The sequence below is a fragment of the Marinobacter koreensis genome (assembly GCF_023156285.1).
In the GTDB taxonomy this organism is placed as follows: domain Bacteria; phylum Pseudomonadota; class Gammaproteobacteria; order Pseudomonadales; family Oleiphilaceae; genus Marinobacter; species Marinobacter koreensis.
This window is the reverse complement of sequence record NZ_JAKZAJ010000005.1, coordinates 94,665-112,573: the sequence shown is the minus strand read 5'-3', so window position 1 is coordinate 112,573 and position 17,909 is coordinate 94,665. Positions and strand designations below refer to the sequence as shown.

Below are 17,909 nucleotides of genomic sequence, written 5' to 3'. Positions count from 1 at the left end.
GGTAACGCTCGCTGAGCCAGATCAAGAGAACACAGGGCGATCGGAGCGGAAAGCCCCGGGTTGTTCTACTATCGGGATAGCCGGGCAGGCTTTGCCCGGGTTCCGGTGAGTTTGGCGATGACAGAAACTGCAGCCCCGACAGATGCGTCTCCGATCGGCTTCATTACGGAAGTACACGGTCCCGTGGTCATTATTGCCACTAACCGCCTTCCGCCGCTTCGACAGGCGTTAAAGGCCCGGGTGGACCACGAGCACTACCTGTTCGAGGTGCATCAGCATCTGGACGAGCGACATCTTCGAGCCATCACCATGCACCGTACCAGCGGGCTCTACCGGGGCATGCCGGTATTCGACACAGGAGCCCCATTGCATGTTCCGGTGGCGCCCGGGTGTCTCGGGCGCCTGCTGAATATTTTTGGCGCGCCCCTGGATGATGGCCCGCCGTTACCCGCCAGTGATTTTCGCAACATCCACAGCCGCATCCCACCGCTACACCAGTCGGTCGGAGCCGGCGAGGTCCTGCCGACCGGCATCAAGGTGATAGACCTGCTCTGCCCGTTCTTCCGCGGCGGGAAGACAGGCCTGTTCGGAGGCGCCGGTGTCGGGAAAACCGTGCTGATCATGGAGTTCATGCACGCCGTTGCCACCCTGCACCAGGGAGTCTCCGTATTTGCAGGCGTGGGCGAACGGATCCGCGAGGGCCACGAGCTATGGCATGAAATCCGCAATGCCGGTGTTCTTCCGCAAACACTCATGGTGTTTGGCCAGATGGACGAATCGCCGGGCGTTCGCTTCCGTGTCGGGCTCTCGGCCCTTACCTATGCGGAATACCTCAGGGACAGCCTCCAGAAAGAAGTCCTTTTCGTCATGGACAACATCTTCCGCTTCGTGCAAGCCGGCAGTGAAGTGTCCAGCCTGCTGGGCAGAATGCCGGCCACCGTGGGATACCAACCCACACTGACCACCGAAGTGGCGGAAATGGAGGATCGGATCCTCTCCACATCCGAGGGTGCCATCACCTCGGTCCAGGCGGTGTACGTGCCTGCCGACGATATGACCGACCCGGCCGTGGGAGCCATCCTCAGCCATCTCGATACCACGGTCATACTGTCCCGCACCCAGGCCGGCAAGGGCATCTACCCGGCCGTCGACCCCCTGCAGTCGAGCAGCCGCTTCATGGATCGACAGACCCTGGGGCGGCGACATTTCGAAATCGCCGAGGGCGTCCGGGAACATCTGGCGCGCTATCAGGAACTGGAAGATATCATCACCATGCTGGGCATCGAGGAACTCTCCGCGAACGATCAGAAAATCGTGATGCGGGCCAGGAAGCTTCAGCGATATCTGACCCAACCCTTCTGGGCAACCGCCTCACACACCGGTATGACCGGCGTTTCGGTACCGGTGGAGCAGACCCTGACCGACTGCGACGGGTTCCTGACCGGTCGCTTTGACGAGGTACCCGAGGACCACTGCTATATGCGGGGCACCATGTCCGGAGGGGTATCATGAAAACCTTTCAGTTGCGGCTTCAGGATGCCACCCACGCAGAGACGATTTCCGGAGTGCGGTCCTTTGTCGGCGAGGACGTGTCCGGCAGTTTCGGCATCATGGCGGGACACTGCCGGACAATCTCTGTGTTGACGATCGGCCTCGCCCGTTTTCGGATACAGGACCAGAACTGGCGGTATGTCGCCATGCCCGCAGCCGTGCTCTACTTCCATCAAGACCAACTGACCATCAGCACCCGACGTTTTATCGTCGATGACGATTACGATCGAATCAGTGAGGCGTTGCAGCAACAACTCGTGGAGGAAGAAGAGAAACTACACTCAGTAAAGGAAAGCCTGCACAACATGGAAAACGCGGTGTTCCGGCGCTTGTGGGAGTTGGGACGAAAAGAGATCGGATGACGGCACCATGACACGGCAAAACAATCTGAAGAAGCAGGTCGAACGCCAGGCCCGTCGAATGCGACAGGCAGAAGCGGACAAACCCACGCTCATGGCGCAAACCATCTACATTGGCACCCTCGGACTGCTGTTCGTGCTTCCCACCGTAGGAGGCGCCTACCTCGGGCATTGGCTCGACAGTCAGCTGGCGGGCTACTCCACCCGATGGACCATCAGTCTTATTCTGGTCGGGGTCATGGTCGGGGCAATCAACGTATATCTGTTTCTGCGGGAGTAGAAGGGCAATCATGGCGGACCAATCATTGACCATCGCCCCGGTGTTTTCGCTTGGCCCCCTGGACATCACCAGTACGGTCGTCACTTCCTGGGTGATCACACTGGCATTGGCAGTATGCGGATGGCTACTGTCCAGACGACTCAAACTGGATCCCGGGCCTCTGCAAACCGCCGCCGAGGGCGTTGTCCTGACCATTGAGCGTGCAGTCGCCGAAGTCGCGCCACAACATGCCCGCCAGCTACTGCCATTTGTCGGCAGCCTCTGGATTTTTCTGGTGATCGCCAACCTTGCGGGTCTGGTTCCAGGCTTTCACTCCCCCACCCGGGATCTCTCAGCAACCGCCGCGCTGGCGTTGCTGGTATTTCTATCGACCCATTGGTTCGGCATCCGGGTTCGGGGCTTCCGAGGCTATCTGAAGCATTATCTCAGCCCGAGCCCCATACTCCTCCCCTTCAACCTGATCAGCGAAATCACAAGAACCGTCGCACTCGCGATCCGGCTCTTCGGCAACATGATGAGTCTGGAGATGGCGGCACTGTTGATCCTTGTGGTGGCCGGTTTTCTCGCACCGGTACCCATACTGATGCTGCATATCGTGGAAGCGCTGGTTCAGGCTTATATTTTCGGAATGCTGGCCCTGATTTACGTGGCTGGAGGCATCCAGTCACAACATTGAGCTTTGCCTGACAAGGAGTAACGCTATGTCGGATCTTTCCACCTTTGCTCTGGCTTCCACTGTGGTGGCTGTGCTGGGTATCTCTCTTGGCGTGATGCTGCCCGCCGTTGCCATGGGCTGGGCGATCAGCCGTGCGATGGAAGCGCTGTCCCGTCAACCTGAGGCGGAACGTTCAATCATGCGCACCCTGTTTATCGGGTTGGCAATGATCGAATCGCTGGCGATCTATGTACTGGTCATCGTGCTGATTGTGCTGTTCCGGAACCCCCTTCTCGAATATCTGTTGCCTGGCACCTCAAGCTGATTATTGAACCGAAGAAAAGGATCCCGGCGTGGAACTGAACTGGAGCACGTTCATTCTCGAAGTCATCAATTTTCTGGTCCTGGTCTGGGTCCTCAAGCGTTTCTTTTACCGGCCGGTTATGCAGGTAATCGCCCAGCGCCGGGCCGAGATCGAAAAAACCATGACCGATGCCAGGGCCCTGGAAGAGAAAGCCGAGCATCTGCGCGAACAGTACGAGGGCCGTATTAGTGCCTGGCGAGAGGAGCGGCAGCAGGCAAGGGATGCACTGTCCAGGGAACTGGAGACCGAGCGGGCCCGTCGTCTGGACGCATTGAAGCAGGAACTCGGGCAGGCCCGGGAAAAACTGCGGGCAACGGAGGAAAACCGGCAGGCAGTGGCAACCAGGGCGATGGAATCAGCCGCACTGGAACAAGGGGCCCGTTTCGCCACGCACCTTCTTGAGCAGGCAGCCGGGCCGGAGCTCGAGTCCCGTCTGATCGACCTGTTCACGACGCAGCTGTCGCAATTGCCTCCGGAAAAACTCGAAAGCATCCATCGTCAACAGGCCAACGCGACACCGGCCGTGACGGTGCTTTCAGCCTATCCACTCAATGAACAGACGCAGGAGCACCTGACAGATCACCTGGCCAGGATATCGGGATCGGATAAACCGCCCGAGTTCCGGGTTGATCCGGATCTGGTTGCCGGGATCCGGGTGACACTCGGGGCCTGGACGCTGGCTGCCAATGTGCAAGATGAACTGAAAGGCTTCACGGAATTTCATAGCGATGTCTGAAACGGAAAAACCGGGTCCTCTGGCCGAGCAGTCACGCTGGCTGGACCACTATCAACCCACCCTGCGTATCCGCGAACGGGGAACCGTCATTTCCGTAGGCGACGGCATCGCCTGGATTGCCGGCCTGCCCTCAGCCGCGATGGACGATGTGCTGGAGTTCGACGATGGCAGCCGGGCCATGGTTTTTGACATCAACGAAGATCTTCTTGGCGCAATACTGCTCCACGACACCGATCGCCTGACGGCTGGCACCTCGGTCCACCGTACCGGACGGGGCTTGTCGGTACCGGTGGGCGACGCCCTTCTTGGCCGGGTCATCGATCCACTGGGCATTCCCCTGGACGATGCACCGCCGCCCATCCCAAGCAGTTACCAGCCTTTGGAAGCGCCCTCGCCGCCAATTACCTCGAGGGACTTCGTTCAAGAGCCGTTGTATTCGGGCATAAGAACCATCGACACCATGATCCCCATCGGCAAGGGCCAGCGGCAGCTCCTGATCGGTGATGAAGGGCTGGGGCGCAGCTCCATTGCTATCGACACGGTGATCAACCAGCGTGATAGGCACGTCTACTGCGTGTATGTGCTGATCGGCCAGAAACGATCCACGGTCGTCAATACCATCGAAACGCTCCAACGATATCAGGCCCTGGACTACACCACTGTTGTGGTGGCCGAAGCCAGCGGCCTCCCCGGCTTGCAGCATCTGGCGCCTTTTGCCGGATGCGCGGTTGCCGAGTTCTGGATGCAGCAGGGCCACGACGTCCTGGTAATCTACGACGATCTCTCGACTCACGCGAAAACCTATCGCGAGCTGTCACTGCTGCTCCGTCGACCGCCGGGGCGAGAGGCCTACCCAGGCGACATTTTCTCGATGCACGCGCGGTTGCTGGAACGTGCCACCTGTCTGCAGGGCACTCTGGGGGGCGGCAGCATGACGGCGCTTCCCATCGTAGAGACCCAACAGGGGGAAATCGCCTCTTACATACCCACCAATCTGATCTCGATCACCGATGGCCAGATCTATCTCGACCGCACTCTGTTCGCCAGTGGCTTTCGACCCGCGATCGACATCGGTCGATCTGTGTCACGGATTGGCGGTCAGGCCCAACACAGCTGTATCAAGGACGAGGCAAAACGGATGAAACTGGACTACCTCCAATTTCTGGAACTGGAGGTTTTCACCCGGTTCGGCGCGCGGCTGGAGGCGACCATGGAAGCGGCCATCCGTCGTGGCCAGGTACTGCGGGAAATCCTCAAGCAGGATCGCCTGAGCCCACTGAATGAAAAGGCCCAGTTGGCCTGGCTGATCGCCTTCAACGACCGTTGCTTCGAACACATTGAACTCGACAGGATTGCCACCAGGCTGGAGTACCTTGATCGAGCCGCAACAGAATCGGCTCTGGACCTGCAAAGCCCGAGGGAGGACTGGAGTTCGGCCGTTGCCCAGTGGCTGTTACCTGATACCGGGGAGGCAGACAATGAGCAACCGGCATGATCTCGAGCTTCACCGGGAAAGCCTTGCGGACATCCGGAATATCATGAATTCCATGAAGACACTGGCCTACATGGAGAATCGAAAGCTGGCACGCCTTCTCGCCTCCCAGCAGGCGCTGAGTCGCAACATCGAGGAGGCGGCGGCAGACCTTCTGGCCCATTTTCCCGACCTTCTGCCGGCAGACCACCGTGCGAAGAGCGTGCTGGTCGTGGTTGGCACTGAGCGTGGTTTTTGCGGCAACTTCAACCAGAAACTTGCGCGCCACATCGATTCCATGATGGAGGCCGACGCTCCGGCACCACTCCTGGTGATTATTGGTCACAAACTGCTGACTCCGATGGGCAACCACCCCGGAGTGGAAGTTTCCCTGGCTGGCGCAACCGTCAGTGAGGATATCCCGGAATTACTGAATCGACTGGTTGAACACCTGACAGCGTTGCAGGCAAAGCACGGTGCGTTGAACCTTTCCTGCCTCTACCACACGGAACCGGATAAGATCGATCTGCGGCAGCTTCTGCCGTCATTCCGTGAGCTGGCCCCCTCAGCGCCCGATAACACCGGCGAACCCCTGATCCACATGGAGCCAGAAGCACTTCTGAAAGAACTCTCCGAGCAGTATCTTCTTTCGGAGCTGCACGAAATTTTCTCGACGTCCCTCAACGCCGAGAACCTGAACCGGGTAACGCACCTGGACGGGGCGGTCAGGAAACTCGACGAGAAAGCCTCGGAACTGACCCGCCGCGCCAATGCACTTCGGCAGGAAGAAATCATCGAAGAAATTGAGGTCATCCTGCTCAACGCCTCCGCCGTGAAGGGCGACACCGGCGATGACCACCCATTCGCGAAGAAGGCCCCGTCATGACAGAAAAAAAGTCCACGACCGCAGTGCCCGGAATTCCGACGCCTCCGCACCCCCATTTCCGGCGACAGCCTTTGCCCGAGTGTCAGCCCAAGGCGGCAAGCGAGGATCTCTCGGCACCGGAACGGATCCGGATACTGACGGAAAGTCCCGGCTATCGCCAGGCCGATCAGGACATCGACTACCTGAATCTGGATGAAACCCGGGGGGTCCGCCTTCAGATTGACTACCAGAAGCCGGAATTCCTGCTGGAGCAACACAACATTTCCCACACGATCGTGGTGTTCGGCAGCACCCGGATCACGGAACCGGCAACCGCCCGCCAGAGGGTCAGGGCCCTCAAGGAGGAGCTGGCGGCCTCACCGGACGATCCGGAGCTGGTTCGGCACCTGCGGGTTGCCGAGCGCATTCTTGCCAAAAGCCACTACTACGAAGTAGCGCGGGCGTTCGGGCAGCGAGTCGGAAAGGCCGGGAAGACGCTTGGCGATGGCGAGCTGGTGATCATGACCGGCGGCGGTCCGGGCATCATGGAAGCCGCCAACCGGGGCGCCTTTGACGTCCAGGGCAAGTCCATCGGGCTCAACATCACCCTGCCCCACGAGCAGTATCCGAACCCCTATATCACTCCGAACCTCTGTTTCCGGTTTCACTACTTCGCGCTCCGCAAGCTGCACTTCCTGCTGCGCACCCGGGCCCTGGTCGTGTTCCCCGGCGGCTATGGCACCCTGGACGAGCTGTTCGAGACTCTCACACTGGCGCAGACCCGGAAGATCCAGCCAATTCCGGTGATCCTGGTGGGCGAGCAATACTGGCGCCGTGTGTTTGACGTGGATTTTCTGGTAGATGAGGGTGTGATCGACGAGGAGGATCGGGATCTTTTCTGGTATGCAGAGACCGCCGACGACATCTGGAACGGGATTATCCAGTGGCACCAGTCCAACGGTTCGGATCTGTTCGCAGACTGAGCGCGGGCGTCCTGCCAGCGGGGAAACGAGGTCTCCCCGCTGGCACTCCCCATCAGAATGACCGGGCAACGATCTCTTTCATGATCTCGTTGGTGCCCGCGTAGATCCGCTGTACCCGGGAATCGGCCCAGGCCCGGGCAATCGGGTATTCCCACATGTAGCCGTAGCCGCCGTGGAGCTGAACGCATTCATCCATGACCTTGCACTGGAGGTCCGTGGTCCACTGCTTGAGCATCGCGGCAGTGGGGATATCCAGTTTCTTGTCGAGGTGCAGTTCCAGGCATCGATCACAGAACACCCGGGCTGCAGTGATTTCCGCCTTCATTTCCGCCAGCTTGAAGCGGGTATTCTGGAAGGAGATCACTGGTTTGCCAAAAGCCTTGCGTTCTTTGACATAGTCCAGCGTCCACTGCCAGGCGGATTCGGCCGCAGCCACGGCAGCCAGGGCTACCTGCAGACGTTCCGCCGGAAGTTCCTGCATCAGCTGGAAGAACCCCTGCCCCTCGAGCGAGCCGAGCAGGTTGCCAACCGGCACCTTGACGTCCTGGAAGAAGAGTTCGGAAGTATCCTGGGCCTTCATGCCCACCTTGTTCAGGTTCTGACCCTTCTCAAACCCCTCCGATGCGGTTTCCACCAACAGCAGGCTGGTCCCCTTGGCGCCTTCCCGGGGATCGGTCTTGGCAACCACGATCACCAGATCCGCCAACTGACCGTTGGTGATAAACGTCTTGGAACCGTTCAGCAGATAGTGATCGTCCTTTTTGACGGCGGTAGTCTTCACGCCCTGCAGGTCGGAACCGGCTCCCGGTTCGGTCATGGCGATGGCCCCGATCATTTCGCCGGACGCCAGTTTCGGAAGGTAGGTCTGTTTCTGTTCTTCAGAACCGTAGTTCAGGATATAGGGTGCCACGATGTCCGAATGCAGCCCCCAGCCGATCCCGGATAGCCCTGCCCGGGATATCTCCTCGATCACAACGGCACTGTAACGGAAGTCCGCCCCGACACCGCCGTATTCCTCCGGCATGGTGGGGCACAGAAAGCCAAGCTCACCGGCTTTGGTCCAGAGTTCGCGGCTGACCTGGCCGTCTTTTTCCCATTGGTCGTGGTAGGGTGCCGCTTCCTGCTCCAGGAATTTGCGCACGGAGTCGCGGAATCCTTCCAGGTCGGCATCGAAAAGGGTGCGTGGAATCATGGTGAACCTCGGTGAATGACATCGGTTGTGGTTGTCGTTCACCCAGTCTCTGTCGATGCCCGCCCTCGCTCAATGATGAAAACCATCAAACGCGCTGGCCAAAACCATCGGGCGAGGGATCAGTCTCCGGATTGGCCTTTCCTGCCCGCTCGTGCTTCCCCCCACCGGGGCATCAGTCGCTGGGGCAGATCCAGATGATCCAGGATGCGGGCAACAATAAAGTCCACCAGGTCGTCGATGGTTTTCGGGTCGTGATAAAACCCCGGACTGGCCGGCATGACCACCGCGCCCATACGGGTCAGACGCAGCATGTTTTCAAGATGGACTTCGGAGAGCGGCGCCTCCCGGGTTACCAGGATCAGGGGCCGTCGCTCCTTGAGGGCAACATCCCCCGCCCGTTCAATCAGATTATTGCTGGCGCCGGTCGCCAGAGCCGACAGGGTTCCGGTGCTGCACGGACAGACCACGAGCGGGGCTTTCTCTCCCGAGCCGGACGCCGGCGGCGCAAACCAGTCCTCACGACCGAACACGCGCACCTGCCCCGGTTCAGCATTGGCAAAGTCCGACAGGCATTGCTCCATCGCCGGCGGCGATCCAGGCAGCTTCAGATCGGTTTCTGTCGCGATCACCACCTGGGCCGCCCGACTGATCATCACATGCACACGGCACTCGGACGCCACCAGGCACTGCAAGAGCCGAAGGCCGTATTGAGCTCCGGAGGCGCCAGTGAAGGCCAGATTTATGGTTTTTCCGGTCGATACTGGGTCAGTCATGGAGAAGTTTCCCGTCAGTCATTGATCCGGTTGCGCCGGACCGGAACTGATACGCTCGAGTTCAGCCACCAGTTTGCTGGAAAGGCCGCCGAAGCCGCCATTGCTCATCAACACAATATGGCAGGGGCGAGGCAGATCCGTCAGCGTGGTGTGAATCAGGTCCTCGACGGAAGCCGCGATACCATGGTGTCCGCTGTGCTGGTGGCCTGCCTGCCATTCGGCGATCAGCGACTCCAGCCACTCCATGTCATTGAGATTGGCCCACAGCACCCGATCTGCCAGCTCGGCACTCTCCAGCAGGCGGTCCCGGTGGACGCCCTGCTTCATGGTATTGGAACGGGGCTCGATCAGGGCCAGGATCGGCTCCTCGCCCACCCGGTTGCGCAGCCCCTGCAGGGTTGTCTCGATGGCGGTCGGGTGATGCGCAAAATCATCGTAAACCCGGACGCCATCAATATCTGCCAGCAACTCCATCCGCCGCTTTACCCCGGAGAACCGACACAACGCAGCGACGGCATGATCCGGCGTAACGCCAACATGGCGGGCCGCGGCGATCGCCGACAGGGCATTGCGCACGTTGTGGAGGCCGGTCAGATCCCAGGTGAGGGTGGCCACCGGCTGCTCATGGTGGATCACCATGAACCGGCTGCCATCCTCCGCGAGCAGTTCTGCACGCCAGTCGGCCATACGTGCCACCTCACTGCCGATGGCCGTATCCTGAACCGGACTCCAGCAGCCCATGGCGAGCGCCGTGTCGAGGTGGGCGTCCACTGCCGGACGGATAATCAGGCCCTGGGAGGGGACGGTGCGGACCAGATGATGGAACTGCCGTTCGATGGCCTCGACCGAATCGAATATATCGGCATGATCGAACTCCAGGTTGTTCAGGATCAGCGTGTGCGGCCGGTAGTGAACAAACTTCGACCGTTTGTCGAAAAACGCACTGTCGTACTCATCGGCCTCGATCACGAAGAAATCACTGCTGCCCAACCTGGCCGATACGGGGAAATCCAGCGGCACGCCGCCGACCAGATAACCGGGGTCGAAACCGGCCTGATCCAGAATCCACAGAAGAATGGAGGTGGTTGTGGTTTTACCGTGAGTGCCGGCAACCGCCATGACCCAGCGATGCCGGAGCACTTCTCGGGAAAGCCATTCAGGGCCTGACATATAGTCGATATTGCGATTGAGCACCGCTTCGACTTCGGGATTTCCCCGGGACATGGCATTGCCAATCAGAACCAGATCCGGCGCCGGCTCCAGGTGCGATTCATGGTATCCCTCCATCAGGCTGATGCCCTGACGCTCCAGCTGGGTGCTCATGGGCGGATACACGCCCTGATCCGACCCGGTTACCGTGTGCCCGAGTTCTCGGGCCAGTACCGCGAGACTGCCCATGAACGTGCCACAGATTCCGAGGATGTGAATGTGCATTCTGGATTCGACCTCTCCGTTGAAACCTGCCAAGCCTCCCCTATACGCTGGAAGGCGTCAAGGCCCGGCCCATCCGCAATCCTGCTCATGAAAATCCGGGACGTTTGGCGTATCATCTGCGCCATTGTCGAACCAGCAGGAGGCTCCAGCCCAAGATGGCCATCAAGAACGCTTTTTACGCCCAGTCCGGCGGTGTTACCGCCGTCATCAATGCCAGCGCCTGCGGCGTCATCCAGACGGCCCGCAAGCACCCGGACAAGATCGGCAAGGTATTCGCCGGTCGCAACGGCATTATCGGGGCGCTGAAAGAGGAACTGATCGATACCAGCCTTGAAACTGACGACGCCATCCAGGCGCTGATCCACACCCCGGGTGGCGCCTTTGGATCCTGCCGCCACAAGCTCAAGAACATCTCCGAGAACCGTCGCGAGTACGAGCGACTGATCGAAGTGTTCCGGGCCCACGACATCGGCTACTTCTTCTACAATGGCGGCGGTGATTCCCAGGACACGGCCTACAAGGTGTCCCAGATTGGCGACAAGATGGGCTACCCCATTACCTGTATCGGGGTTCCCAAGACCGTCGACAACGATCTCCCCTTCACGGACTGTTGCCCTGGCTTCGGGTCGGTTGCCAAGTACATCGCCACCTCCACCCTTGAGGCGAGCCTCGACATCAAGTCCATGTGTGAGAGCTCAACCAAGGTCTTCATCCTTGAGGTTATGGGCCGCCACGCCGGCTGGATCGCGGCGTCTGGCGGACTGGCCGGCCAAGGAGAAGGCGAACCGCCGCATATTATCCTGTTCCCGGAGATTCCGTTCGATCGCGAAGCATTCCTTGCCCGGGTGGATCAGTGCGTGAAGGACTACGGCTATTGCGTCGTGGTCGCGTCCGAGGGCGCCCAGTACGAAGACGGTCGATTCCTGGCAGATGCCGGTGCCAAGGATGCCTTCGGCCACACCCAGCTCGGCGGTGTGGCTCCGGCGCTGGCCAACATGGTCAAACAGGCGCTGGGTCACAAATACCACTGGGCGGTCGCCGACTATCTCCAGCGAAGCGCGCGCCACATCGCCTCTGCGACTGACGTAGAGCAGGCTTATGCGGTGGGTAAGGCTGCGGTGGAAATGGCCATTGCAGGCAAGCAGGCCCTCATGCCAACCATCGTCCGCGAGCAAGCCAAGCCCTACCAGTGGTCGATCGGCGAAGCCCAGCTCAGCGAAGTGGCCAACCAGGAAAAGAAAATGCCGATCCACTACATCACCGATGATGGTTTCGGCATCACCCAGGACTGTCGCGACTACCTGTCACCGCTGATCAATGGTGAGAGCTTCCCGCCGTTCGAGAACGGACTGCCAAAGGTGGCAAAACTGAAGAACGAACTGGTGGACAAGAAGCTGAAAACCGAGTTCAGTCTCTGACTTTTTGGCAGCAAATAAAAAACCGCCGGCCCCCGGGAGGGAGCTCGGCGGTTTTTTTATGCCCGCAACGACGGAGTGATCAGCGGGCAAGCTCCGCCGCGTGTTCCCGGACATAGACAGAAAACTCGTCGTAGCCGCCAATGTACTGCTGCCCGACGAGAATCTGGGGAACCGTATGAACCGGCTTGCCGATCTTTTCCGCAACATCCGCCTTGGACATCCCTTCCGCCACCATATCGACCCAGGTGTAGGGCAGTTGCATGGACTCACACAGCATTTTGGCCCGCATGCAGAATCCGCAGGAAGAACGGCCGTAGATGGTGACCTGATCCATTATTACCTCCTGAAACGGCGCACCGCACCGTGTTGTGAACCTGTTTGGTGAACAGGATACTGGAAAGAGGGCCGCCGACAAAAATTGATGCTTTGAATGGCAACCATAGTAGGTGACCATACTGACATGGGCAGCCCCCGACCTTGCAATCGATCAAGACCGGAGAAACCGTGGCATACCTGACGCTGTTTTTGACTGCATTTGCCGCAGCAACATTGCTTCCCGCCTACTCGGAAGTTCTGCTTGGCGGGATGGTCACCCAGGGGTTCAGCCTGTGGTGGCTCTGGTTCTGGGCAACCGCAGGCAACACCCTGGGTTCCGTCGTCAACGGGATCCTTGGCCGGCAGGTCGATCGGTTCAAGCACAAGCGATGGTTCCCGATCAGTGACATGCAGCTCCACAAAGCCCGCAACCGGTTCAATCGATACGGTCAATGGTCACTGTTACTGGGCTGGCTGCCACTCGGCGGAGACGCACTGACACTGGTCGGCGGAATCATGCGCGTGCCCTGGCTGAACTTTGTCGTTCTGGTTGCCATTGGCAAGGGCCTGCGCTACGCCTTTGTACTCTGGCTGGTGGCAGAAGCATCGGGCGTGTCAGGGCCTTCTCCGGCACCATAAAGATACTTCCGAAGGAGCGGTTCGCCGTTGAACTCCGAGTGCAACACGGCAATAAAGGTGTACACGCCGATCAGCTTCCGGTTAAGGAACACAAATTCTTTCGGCGGCACCCGGAAATAGCGGCTGATGGCAGAGCGGGCTGCCTGTCGAGCGACTCGGGATGGCAGATCGCTCTGCTTCCACCGGTACTGGCCGGCGCTGTTGACCGCGTAATCCGGCCATTGTCCCTGCTCCCGGGCCAGCGGCTCCAGCACCGACATGCAGACCCGGCCGAACTTTTCGCGCACCTCCTGCGGCCAGTCCATGCTCATGAATCGCAGGGCCACCCCGCCATCGATGACCGCGTCCAGATCATCCTCGTACGACGCCCGTATCATCTGGATAACCGGCTGGAGAAACTCGTCGGAGTATGACTGTACGGCCCCGAAATCCAGCAGCACAATCCGGTCATAGCCAGGATCCTCACCCTCTTCACCGGCAATCCGGATCCGGTAATTGCCGAAGTTCGGATCGGTCTGGATCTCTCCCCAGACGAACAGTTCCCGGAAAAACAGTTCCAGGGCCGCTTTGCCCAGCGCACTCCGGCGATCCTGGGGAAGTTCCCGGACCGCCGACGAGCCGACCGAATGCCCATGTTCGTAGGTGGATGCGATCACGTGCTCGGACGAATACTCCTTTAGAACACGGGGAACGATGAACCGCGGATCGTCCGCCAGCATGGTCCGGAATTTCTCGGTGGTCCGGGCTTCAAGGCGATAGTCCACCTCCCGATGCATCATCTGACGGACTTCTTCCAGCCAGTCGTTGAATTCCGGGCCAAAGCTCACCAGGCGCGCCACCTTGAGCAATTGGGCCACCGCGTTCAGATCGCTGTCCACGGCATCGGCCACTCCCGGATACTGGACTTTGAGCACCAGTTCCAGCCCGTCACTGCGGCGCACCGCCCTGTGAACCTGCCCGAGCGAGGCAGCGCCGATGGGCTCCGGGTCAACCTCCAGCTCGGTGAGCCGGTCGGCGCCCAGCTCGTCCTTCAATACCCGCTCGATGGCTGACCACTCCAGCGACGTAGTCTGGTCCTCAAGTGTATGCAGCGCCTCGGTTACCTCTTCCGGCAGGAAATGCTCACCGTAGAGCGCCATGACCTGGCCAATTTTCACCACGCTGCCTTTCAGTCGTCCCAGCTCATCGACCAGAAAACGCGCCTGGCTCGATAGCATGGCCCGATGGCGCTCCTCGCGCTTTTCCCGGCTGCTGAACCAGTTGGTCGCCATGTGGGAGGCCATGCGCGTTCCTGCCGTCAGGCCTGCCCGGGTCAGACTGAGGCGACGCTCGAAACTGCCGGTTTTGATGCGGGACACTGTGGATCCTGAACGTCTTGATGACATGGACAACCTGTGAGTGCAGAGAATTCGGGCTTTCGCCCACTGATGAATCCATTATACGGATACTCTAGCGACCTAACCTCACCGATTCGACCCCGATTTTGAGGCCTGAGGGCCAATGTCTGCCGTGAGCGTCCGGTTTAAACCTGTCTTCCTTGACCGTTTACGATTTTACACAGTCCGTGATCGCATAACGGACTAGTATGGAACTCTGAACGGCTTCCTTGATCTGAACACAATAACAAGATCCTACAATGAGTCACGCAGGCACACGCACACCCGATGAGGAACTGTCCCAGTTTCGCGTCCGGGGTGAAATCCCGGTTCCGGTCCTGATCAACTGGCTGACGGCTGCGGCCATCCCCTTGCTGACGTTCTTTGCCTGGCGCGCCGTCAGACAGGACAGCGCAGCTCTGGTCCCCACGTTCCTGACGATCTCCGCCGTGCTTCTCGGCGTCAATGCCCTGCTCTATTTCGTGCTTGGCAACCAGACGCTGCAGCGCCGCGGTTTTATTGTCCTGATTATCGCCCTGTTCACCTTTCTTGCGATAAGAGCGGTGGAAGACGGCTCGGCCATCATCTGGCTGTTTGCCTACCCGCCGATCATCTTCTACATCAGCCAGGCCCGGGTGGGTGTGATCGCCTGCGTCGGCGGCATCGCCGGCCTCATCCTGCTATTCAGCCCCCTCGGCGATGCGCTGTTCAATTCCCCCTACAGCACCAGTTTTCGAATATCCATGATCATCGTCCTGAGTTTCGAGATGGTGTCCTGCTACATCCTTGACCAGAGCCGTCGCCGCAGCAAACTGGGACTGCTCAGACTCGCTGCAGAATTCGAGCACGCCGCCAAGCACGATGCACTGACGGGCCTGGCCAACCGTCGGGAAGCAGTCGAACAACTGGAAAACGAATTTCAACGGTATCGGCGGACCCAGCGACCGTTTTCAGTGCTGCTGATGGACATCGACCTGTTCAAGAGCATCAACGATACCTATGGCCACCAGGCGGGCGACGAGCTGATCGTGCTGGTTGCGCAGTGTTTGCGGGAACAGTGTCGGCGGGTGGATACGCCGGCCCGGTGGGGTGGCGAGGAGTTTCTGGTGTTGCTCCCGGAAACCGGGAGCACAGACGCATTACAGACCGCAAACCGGATCCGCTGCGCGATCGAATCGGCCTCGGTCACAGTGGATAATCGCACTGTCGGCGCCACAGTCAGCATTGGTGTCGGCACTATCCAGGGCGACGAATCTATCGACCGACTTCTGCAAAGAACCGACGAGGCACTCTACAGAGCCAAGGAAGGGGGCAGGAACCTGGCCCTCCCGGCGGGAAACTGAGGGACTTACCAACCGTCCCGGTAACTGACCGACGAATACGACAAGGCATCGACCAGGTGTCGGACGAGAAGTGTTTCGAGGTCGGCGACGGTCTTCCCGGGAACGAAGTCCGTCACCTGGCACATGGCCATGCCGGCATAGCCACACGGATTGATCCGGCTGAACGGCTCCATGTCCATGGCCACGTTCAGGGCAAGTCCATGGAACGAGCATCCCCGGCGCACCCGCAGACCCAGTGAAGCGATCTTGGCATCACCGACATAGACGCCCGGCGCATCGGGGCGGGCAGCGGCTTCGACACCCAGATCGCCAAGGGTGCCGACAATTCCCTGCTCGATGGTATCCACCAGGGATCGAACACCCATTTTTTTCCGCGGCAAATCCAGCATCAGGTAGACCACGAGCTGACCGGGCCCGTGATAGGTCACCTGGCCACCTCGATCAACCTTGATCACCGGAATGTCGCCCGGGAACAACAGGTGCTCGGCCTTGCCGGCCTGCCCCTGGGTAAACACCCTGGGGTGCTCCAGGCACCAGATTTCGTCGGCCGTGGCGCCGTCCCGATCCGCCGTGAACTGTTTCATGGCATCCCAGGTTTCCTGGTAGGGCTGTTCGCCCAGACGACGGACGATAAGGTCTGGCATGGACGTCACAGCACCATATGAACACGACCACTGGCCTTGAGTTCTTCGAACAGGGCCTTGAGTTGTGCTTCGCCGGTCGCCACGATTTTGAGCTGGACGGAGGAAAACCGGCCCTTGCTGCTTTCGGTGACCGAGATGTCTGCCTCGGTGATCCCCGGGGCGTGCTGCTCCACCACTTCAACGACAAATTCGCTGAAATCGGGCGCAGAGTTACCGATCACCTTGATCACGTAATCACAGGGGAACTCTATTTTCGGTGCTTTCGGTTCACTCATGCCACACTACTCCCGGGACTCGGATCGCCCTTACTGAAACAACTGAACAAAGAACAGCTTGATCGCATCCCAGATACGCTTGAAGAATCCGCCCTCGGGTACATCGTTCAGGGCCAGTACCGGCTGATCCACCAGTACCGCGCCATTGAGGGCAACTTTTACACGACCGAGCTCATCTCCCACCTTGGTGGGGGCTTTGATCACAGAATCAAGGTCCACGGTGGATTCAAGCTGGTCGCGGGAGCCCCGGGGAATGGTCACATAGACATCCTTGTTCATACCGACCGATACCTGATCGGCCTTGCCGCCCCACACCGGTGCCTGCATCAATTCCTGCCCCGCCTGGAACAGGCGCTCGCTCTGGTAATACCGGAAGCCGTAGTTCAGCATTTTCTGAACTTCCTGGGCCCGGGCATCGGCGCTGTGTGTTCCCATCACCACCCCGATGAAACGGGTGTTATCGCGCTTGGCCGAGGCCACAAGACAGTAACCAGCTTCCTCGGTATGGCCTGTTTTCAGGCCATCCACGCTATCGTCACGCCACAGCAGGCTGTTTCGGTTCGGCTGACGGATGTTGTTATAGGTGAAGTGCTTCTTGGCGTAGATCGAATAATTTTCGGGGTAATCGTTGATGATGGCACGAGCGAGCAACGCCAGATCGTAGGCGGTCGAATAGTGGTTATCGTGTGGCAACCCCGTGGCATTCTCGAAATGCGTGTCCTTCATGCCGAGAATCTTGGCCTGCTGGTTCATCATGTCGACAAAGGCGTCCTCACTGCCGGCCACATACTCTGCCAGTGCCACCGTGGCGTCGTTTCCGGACTGGATGATCATACCGTGGAGCAGGGTCTCCACCGGTACCGACGTCCCCTCACGGACAAACGTTCGGGAGCCTGGTGTTTTCCAGGCCTTGACGCTGATCGGCACCATATCGTCCATGGAAATGCGGCCTTCCGCCATTTCCCGTTCCACGAGGTAGGCCGTCATCATCTTGGTCAGACTCGCCGGCGGAAGCCGTTCGTGGCTGTTTTCGTCCATGATGATGCTGCCGCTCTTGGGGTCCATCAGTACGTAGGAGCTCCCCGCAATCTGCGGTGGCGAGGGAATCAGTACCGACTGCGCCATCACTTTGCCGGTCAGGGCAAAGACAAGCATGAGTACCACGGAAAGGGAACGCAAAAGGTTGTTTAAAGCCATGGGTCCATTCATTCGTCAGGTGTGTTTTCGGTGTTTTGG

General features: G+C 59.5%; 20 protein-coding genes. 12 read left to right on the top strand and 8 right to left on the bottom strand.

What is annotated here, in order from left to right; genetic code table 11:
- The first annotated feature begins 117 nt into the window (after positions 1 to 117).
- Genes atpD through MLD04_RS14265 form a run of 9 tightly spaced genes read left to right on the top strand, consistent with a single transcriptional unit; the run spans position 118 to position 7,264 of the window.
- A complete protein-coding gene (gene atpD / locus MLD04_RS14305; RefSeq protein WP_248159775.1) occupies positions 118 to 1,512 on the top strand; it encodes a F0F1 ATP synthase subunit beta in 1,395 nt (464 codons plus the stop codon).
- Positions 1,509 to 1,913: a F0F1 ATP synthase subunit delta/epsilon gene (locus MLD04_RS14300; protein ID WP_248159773.1), complete on the top strand. Its 405-nt coding sequence runs from the start codon at positions 1,509 to 1,511 to the stop codon at positions 1,911 to 1,913. The genes atpD and MLD04_RS14300 overlap by 4 nt, the downstream gene beginning before the upstream one ends.
- Before the next feature lie 7 nt (positions 1,914 to 1,920).
- Positions 1,921 to 2,190, top strand: a complete 270-nt coding sequence (locus MLD04_RS14295) for an AtpZ/AtpI family protein (protein ID WP_248159772.1) — start codon at positions 1,921 to 1,923, stop codon at positions 2,188 to 2,190.
- Between the two features lie 10 nt (positions 2,191 to 2,200).
- On the top strand, positions 2,201 to 2,866 hold the full coding sequence (locus MLD04_RS14290) for a F0F1 ATP synthase subunit A (RefSeq protein WP_248159770.1): 666 nt from the start codon (positions 2,201 to 2,203) through the stop codon (positions 2,864 to 2,866).
- 25 nt (positions 2,867 to 2,891) lie between these two features.
- Positions 2,892 to 3,170: an ATP synthase subunit c family protein gene (locus MLD04_RS14285; RefSeq protein ID WP_248159768.1), complete on the top strand. Its 279-nt coding sequence runs from the start codon at positions 2,892 to 2,894 to the stop codon at positions 3,168 to 3,170.
- 28 nt (positions 3,171 to 3,198) lie between these two features.
- Positions 3,199 to 3,945 carry a F0F1 ATP synthase subunit delta gene (locus MLD04_RS14280; RefSeq protein ID WP_248159766.1) on the top strand — a complete coding sequence of 249 codons (747 nt, stop codon included), beginning with the start codon at positions 3,199 to 3,201 and terminating at the stop codon, positions 3,943 to 3,945.
- Complete coding sequence (locus tag MLD04_RS14275) at positions 3,938 to 5,440, top strand: F0F1 ATP synthase subunit alpha (RefSeq protein WP_248159764.1); 1,503 nt, start codon at positions 3,938 to 3,940, stop codon at positions 5,438 to 5,440. The genes MLD04_RS14280 and MLD04_RS14275 overlap by 8 nt, the downstream gene beginning before the upstream one ends.
- A complete protein-coding gene (locus MLD04_RS14270) occupies positions 5,424 to 6,302 on the top strand; it encodes a F0F1 ATP synthase subunit gamma (protein ID WP_248159762.1) in 879 nt (292 codons plus the stop codon). The genes MLD04_RS14275 and MLD04_RS14270 overlap by 17 nt, the downstream gene beginning before the upstream one ends.
- Positions 6,299 to 7,264 carry an LOG family protein gene (locus MLD04_RS14265; protein WP_248159759.1) on the top strand — a complete coding sequence of 322 codons (966 nt, stop codon included), beginning with the start codon at positions 6,299 to 6,301 and terminating at the stop codon, positions 7,262 to 7,264. The genes MLD04_RS14270 and MLD04_RS14265 overlap by 4 nt, the downstream gene beginning before the upstream one ends.
- 52 nt (positions 7,265 to 7,316) lie before the next feature.
- On the opposite strand, the gene MLD04_RS14260 is transcribed toward MLD04_RS14265, so the two are convergent.
- The 3 genes from MLD04_RS14260 to mpl all read right to left on the bottom strand — a co-directional run bounded on the left by MLD04_RS14260 (position 7,317) and on the right by mpl (position 10,663).
- Positions 7,317 to 8,456 (bottom strand): acyl-CoA dehydrogenase family protein, encoded by a 1,140-nt coding sequence (locus MLD04_RS14260; RefSeq protein WP_248159758.1) that lies wholly within the window; start codon positions 8,454 to 8,456, stop codon positions 7,317 to 7,319.
- Between the two features lie 119 nt (positions 8,457 to 8,575).
- Positions 8,576 to 9,229: a flavin prenyltransferase UbiX gene (locus MLD04_RS14255; RefSeq protein ID WP_248159756.1), complete on the bottom strand. Its 654-nt coding sequence runs from the start codon at positions 9,227 to 9,229 to the stop codon at positions 8,576 to 8,578.
- An 18-nt stretch (positions 9,230 to 9,247) separates the two neighbouring features.
- Positions 9,248 to 10,663, bottom strand: a complete 1,416-nt coding sequence (gene mpl, locus MLD04_RS14250) for a UDP-N-acetylmuramate:L-alanyl-gamma-D-glutamyl-meso-diaminopimelate ligase (protein WP_248159754.1) — start codon at positions 10,661 to 10,663, stop codon at positions 9,248 to 9,250.
- A 155-nt stretch (positions 10,664 to 10,818) separates the two neighbouring features.
- Here mpl and MLD04_RS14245 point away from each other — a divergent pair, with 155 nt between their 5' ends.
- Positions 10,819 to 12,081, top strand: a complete 1,263-nt coding sequence (locus tag MLD04_RS14245) for a 6-phosphofructokinase (protein WP_248159746.1) — start codon at positions 10,819 to 10,821, stop codon at positions 12,079 to 12,081.
- Positions 12,082 to 12,160: 79 nt separating this feature from the next.
- On the opposite strand, the gene MLD04_RS14240 is transcribed toward MLD04_RS14245, so the two are convergent.
- Positions 12,161 to 12,415: a GrxA family glutaredoxin gene (locus MLD04_RS14240; RefSeq protein WP_248159744.1), complete on the bottom strand. Its 255-nt coding sequence runs from the start codon at positions 12,413 to 12,415 to the stop codon at positions 12,161 to 12,163.
- Between the two features lie 170 nt (positions 12,416 to 12,585).
- On the opposite strand from MLD04_RS14240, the gene MLD04_RS14235 reads away from it, so the two are divergent.
- The gene (locus tag MLD04_RS14235; RefSeq protein ID WP_248159742.1) at positions 12,586 to 13,035 is read left to right on the top strand and encodes a YqaA family protein; all 450 of its coding nucleotides are present in this window, start codon (positions 12,586 to 12,588) and stop codon (positions 13,033 to 13,035) included.
- On the opposite strand, the gene MLD04_RS14230 is transcribed toward MLD04_RS14235, so the two are convergent.
- Positions 12,969 to 14,420: an ABC1 kinase family protein gene (locus MLD04_RS14230; RefSeq protein ID WP_282451940.1), complete on the bottom strand. Its 1,452-nt coding sequence runs from the start codon at positions 14,418 to 14,420 to the stop codon at positions 12,969 to 12,971. The genes MLD04_RS14235 and MLD04_RS14230 overlap by 67 nt on opposite strands.
- Positions 14,421 to 14,671: 251 nt before the next feature.
- Here MLD04_RS14230 and MLD04_RS14225 point away from each other — a divergent pair, with 251 nt between their 5' ends.
- Positions 14,672 to 15,754 (top strand): GGDEF domain-containing protein, encoded by a 1,083-nt coding sequence (locus MLD04_RS14225; RefSeq protein ID WP_248159738.1) that lies wholly within the window; start codon positions 14,672 to 14,674, stop codon positions 15,752 to 15,754.
- Between the two features lie 5 nt (positions 15,755 to 15,759).
- Here the strand turns inward: MLD04_RS14225 and lipB are convergent, their stop codons facing one another.
- Genes lipB through MLD04_RS14210 form a run of 3 tightly spaced genes read right to left on the bottom strand, consistent with a single transcriptional unit; the run spans position 15,760 to position 17,870 of the window.
- Positions 15,760 to 16,398: a lipoyl(octanoyl) transferase LipB gene (gene lipB / locus MLD04_RS14220; protein ID WP_248159736.1), complete on the bottom strand. Its 639-nt coding sequence runs from the start codon at positions 16,396 to 16,398 to the stop codon at positions 15,760 to 15,762.
- A gap of 5 nt (positions 16,399 to 16,403) precedes the next feature.
- A complete protein-coding gene (locus tag MLD04_RS14215; protein WP_248159734.1) occupies positions 16,404 to 16,673 on the bottom strand; it encodes an HP0495 family protein in 270 nt (89 codons plus the stop codon).
- 30 nt (positions 16,674 to 16,703) lie between these two features.
- A complete protein-coding gene (locus tag MLD04_RS14210; protein WP_248159732.1) occupies positions 16,704 to 17,870 on the bottom strand; it encodes a D-alanyl-D-alanine carboxypeptidase family protein in 1,167 nt (388 codons plus the stop codon).
- Positions 17,871 to 17,909 lie beyond the last annotated feature (39 nt).